The 4,746-nt window shown below is 43.2% G+C and carries 2 protein-coding genes; one reads left to right on the top strand and one right to left on the bottom strand.

The genetic code is table 11. The annotated features are described in order from the left end of the window. Positions 1-484: HutD family protein (locus AC29Z1_RS13670; protein WP_488272008.1), on the top strand; the 484-nt coding region annotated here is incomplete at its 5' end. Between the two features lie 168 nt (positions 485-652). On the opposite strand, the gene nifJ is transcribed toward AC29Z1_RS13670, so the two are convergent. Further along, on the bottom strand, positions 653-4,195 hold the full coding sequence (gene nifJ, locus AC29Z1_RS13665) for a pyruvate:ferredoxin (flavodoxin) oxidoreductase (RefSeq protein ID WP_488272007.1): 3,543 nt from the start codon (positions 4,193-4,195) through the stop codon (positions 653-655). Between the last annotated feature and the right edge of the window lie 551 nt (positions 4,196-4,746).

The following is a 4,746-nucleotide window of genomic DNA, read 5'->3' as shown; positions in this document are numbered from 1 at the left end:
AGCCAGAGTCGAAACGGAAGAATCGGTATTTACATCCCTGCCAGGAATATGGCGGCTAATCATGGTGCTTGAAGGTACAATGAAATTGGAACACGCCGGGCATCACACTGCCAAACTAGCAGCTTTTGAGCAAGACAGCTTCAGTGGCGATTGGACAACCAAAAGTTTTGGCAAAGTCCGTGATTTTAATTTAATGTTGGCACCTGGCTGTGTTGGCGAATTGACAGCCCTTCACACCAATACGAGTACACCACTCAATTTGCAGCCAAGGTCGGCTGACCCTAACCACTTCACTAAAGTAAGTTCTGCTTTCTACTGTGTTGCCGGCAATATTACTTTCACCATTGATAACAACGAATTTGAGCTGTTTGCTGGCGATGTACTCCTTTTTACCCACCAAGCAAAAGCCGAAAAACTCCCTATAACCCTTACAGGTTTGCCTAAGTTAGCAACTGATATTGTCAGAGCTGATATTATGTATTAAAATCGACTCGGCTTGTGCCTAATCCATTAAAACTGCCGAATGGCTATGACAGTCAGAAGCGTCATAGTAAAAACTGCAGTCAATTGAATTTCGACTTACATGCTAACAACGTAAAGAAAGCGCTATTTGCCGATCAAGGCAATAGCGCTTTCTAGGTTTATAAGGTACTTATTCTTTAGCAGCTGACTCAGCGACAATATCACCATACAGTTTTTGTAACCGTTTGTACATATCCCGTCTTTCAGCAGCATCTCTAGCAGTCTTGTCAAACAATTCCTCGGCTTGTTCAGGGAACAGCTTTTTGAGTGAGGAGTAACGTACTTCACCCATGAGGAATTCTTTGAAATCAGCGGTAGGCTCTTTGGAGTCAAGGGTGAACGGATTCTTACCTTGTTCTTTGAGAGCAGGATTATAACGATACATGGACCAGTAACCAGCTTCAACAGCACGTTTGCATTCAAGCTGGCTGTTGCCCATACCTACTTTTAAGCCATGGTTGATGCACGGCGAGTAAGCGATAATGAGCGACGGTCCTGGATATGCTTCTGCTTCGGCAATGGCTTTGAGAGTTTGGTTCTTGTCAGCACCCATGCAAATTTGAGCTACATAAACATATCCATAGCTCATGGCCATTAAACCAAGATCTTTCTTCTTAGTTGCTTTACCGCTAGCAGCAAACTGAGCAATTGCAGCAGCCGGAGTAGCTTTCGATGACTGACCGCCGGTATTGGAGTAAACTTCAGTGTCAAATACAAGCACGTTAATATCTTCTCCGGAAGCCAGTACATGGTCAAGTCCGCCGTAACCGATATCATATGCCCAACCGTCGCCACCAAAGATCCACTGTGAACGTTTAACAAAGAAATCTTTGTAGCTGTATATTTCGTCAAGCAGGGCATTCGTGCCTTTTACAGCTTCCAGAGCAGCACTCAGTTTCTCTGCCCGTTCACGTGAGCCGGCACCGATATCTTTTTTAGCTAACCATTCTTCGAGAGCTACTTTCACATCGCCAGTAGCAATAGCCAATGCTTCAGTAACTTTGGCCGCTAACCGTTCACGGATTTGTTTTACGGCAATATGCATACCAAAGCCGAACTCGGCATTATCTTCGAACAGGGAGTTAGCCCAAGCCGGACCAAAACCACGTTTGTCAGTGCAGTACGGAGTAGCTGGTGCCGATGCGCCCCAGATGGAAGAACAACCAGTTGCGTTGGCAATCATCATTCTGTCACCAAACAATTGGGTTACCAGTTTGGCATAAGCAGTTTCGAGACAGCCTGCGCATGCACCGGAGAACTCAAGATACGGAGTTTCAAACTGGCTGCCACGAACAGTTTCTTTGTTAACCGGATTAGGCTTCTTAGAAAGGGATAAAGCATAATCCCACAGTTTTTGTTGAGGCATTTGGCTTTCCAGCGGCTTCATAGTAATGGCTTTTTCTTTAGCCGGGCAAACTTGAACGCAGTTACCGCAACCAGTGCAATCTAATGGCGATACAGCAATACGGAATTGGAGATCTGCGGCACCATTAGCTTTCTTGGTGGTAAAGCCTTCAGGAGCATTTTTAACTTCTTCTTCGTTAGCAAGTACCGGTCTGATACAAGCATGTGGACACACAAAAGAGCATTGGTTACATTGGATACATTTATCGACATCCCATTCAGGTACTTCGACAGCAATACCCCGTTTTTCATATGCGGCAGTTCCCATTGGGAAGGTTCCGTCAGTCATGCCCATTTCCTTAAGCACACTAACAGGCAGACTATCTCCTTCGTTACGGTTCATCGGAATAACAACCTTCTCAATGAACGGAGGCAATTCAGGCTTAGCTACTACCGTGTCGGTTGCATTCTTCCAGCTTTCTGGAACATTGATTTTCACGATAGCATTGATGCCTTTGTCAATAGCAGCAAAGTTCATATTGACAACTTTTTCGCCTTTTAAGCCATACTCGTCAACAACTGCATCTTTAAGATATTTTACAGCATCTTCAATAGGAATAATATTGGCTAATTTGAAGAAAGCCGATTGCATGATCATGTTAATCCGGCCGCCAAGACCAATTTCTCTAGCAATACCTACTGCATTAATGGTATAGAAATTAATATTATTGTTGGCAATATATTGTTTCATTTTTGCAGGCAGATGAGTCTCAAGTTCTGCTTCATTCCAAATGCAGTTAAGTAAGAAGGTACCACCAGGTTTTAATCCGGCCAGAACATCATATTTATTCACGTAGGATTGGTTGTGGCAGGCAATGAAATCGGCTTTATTAATAAGGTATGGAGATTTAATTGGCTTTTTGCCAAAACGCAGGTGCGAAACAGTTATGCCGCCTGATTTTTTGGAGTCATAAGCGAAATAACCTTGCGCATACATGTCGGTTTTGTCGCCAATAATCTTGATGGCCATTTTGTTGGCGCCGACTGTGCCGTTAGAACCCAAGCCCCAGAACTTACAGGCGCGTGTACCCTCAGGTGTAGTATCGATATCGGCTCCAAGCGGCAGAGAAGTATGGGTAACATCATCAACAATACCAATAGTAAAGCCGTTTTTCGGATTATCAGCTTTGAGGTTTTCGTATACGGCGAGGATTTGTGCTGGAACAACATCTTTTGAACCCAATCCGTAACGACCACCGACAATAACCGGTTGCCACTCATTGCCGTAAAATGCGTTTTTAACATCAAGATACAGTGGTTCACCAGCACTGCCAGGCTCTTTAGTGCGGTCAAGAACAGCAATCTTGGTCACTGTTTTAGGAATATATTTCATGAAATGCTTAACAGAGAAAGGACGATAGAGGTGAACAGTCAAAAGACCAACTTTTTCACCATTAGCATTCAAATAGTCGATGGTTTCTTCAATGGTTTCACAAACAGAACCCATAGCTACAATCATACGATCGGCATCAGGAGCGCCGTAATAGTTGAAGAGGTGATATTCTCTACCAGTAAATTCTTTGACTTTTGCCATGTATTTTTCAACAATTTCCGGTAGTGCTTCATAATATTCATTAGCAACTTCGCGGCCTTGGAAGTAGATATCTGGATTTTGCGCAGTTCCTCTAGTTACCGGATGGTCTGGATTAAGAGCCCGTCTACGGAAGTCTGCTAATGCTTCGTAGTTGACCATTTTAGCTAAATCATCATAATCCCAAACTTCGATTTTTTGAATCTCGTGGGAATTCCTGAAGCCATCAAAGAAGTTCAAGAATGGAACACGGCCTTCGATAGCTGCGAGATGGGCAACGGCAGCCAAGTCCATTACTTGTTGTACACTGCTCTCAGCCAATAAGGCAAAACCAGTTTGACGGGTTGCCATGACATCTTGGTGATCACCAAAAATGTTAAGTGCGGAAGCGGCAACGGCACGAGCACTTACATGGATAACGCCAGGTAGCAATTCACCGGCAATTTTGTACATATTGGGAATCATCAGCAGCAAACCTTGTGAAGCAGTAAAAGTGGTGGTAAGAGCACCGGCTTGCAATGAGCCATGTACAGCGCCAGCAGCGCCAGCCTCAGATTGCATTTCAACAACCTTCACTGTTTGCCCGAAGATGTTTTTACGTCCTTCGGCTGCCCAAGTGTCAACATTTTCTGCCATGTTTGACGATGGGGTAATGGGATAAATTGCCGCAACTTCTGTAAATGCATAGGCTACATGAGCTGCTGCGGCGTTGCCATCCATAGTTTTCATTTTTGCCATAGGTATCCCTTCCTTTTTATGTATTTGGGTGGGTAGCTGTCATTAGTTGATCAACTAACAACAGCGAATGAACTACGCATGAAAAACTAATTTGAAATTAAATACTGTATACATACATTCTTTTAAAAATCTCATAATCCTGCTTAAATTTGAAATTTTTGTGCGAAAATGTCGATAAATTTAGTTTTTATGTGTCATAATGTTCATTGAATTCTCAATTTTTGTGTGGTATAATAAATTCTGATTGTTTAGAATTCATCTTTTGTCTTTCATTTTGATCTTTACCTAAAGCACCCTGGCCTCTTGCATAAGACAAAAGCATCTGGTTATACTATTTGCCACAATGTATTGGAGGTGACGGGTGTGGGCGATAAGAAGCCAGGTCGCGGCCCGAAGAAGTCAAACAAAACCAAAAAGGAGCCTGTATCTCCGTCTCAAACAAAATAAAGTAATAGGCAAGCAGCAATTAGAGTACTCTTAACCAATGTTAAGAGTACTCTCAGATTGTAGACAAAGCCGCTTTTATGCCGTAAGGCAAAAAGCGGCTTTCT

It is taken from the genome of Sporomusa sp. (genome assembly GCF_057736855.1).
Note: the sequence above shows the minus strand (reverse complement) of the source record. Positions and strands in the feature narration are given on the sequence as shown.

Bases quoted from the DNA above. Each gene is read 5' to 3' on its own strand.
- nifJ (WP_488272007.1), bottom strand. From the start codon at position 4,195: ATGGCAAAAATGAAAACTATGGATGGCAACGCCGCAGCAGCTCATGTA.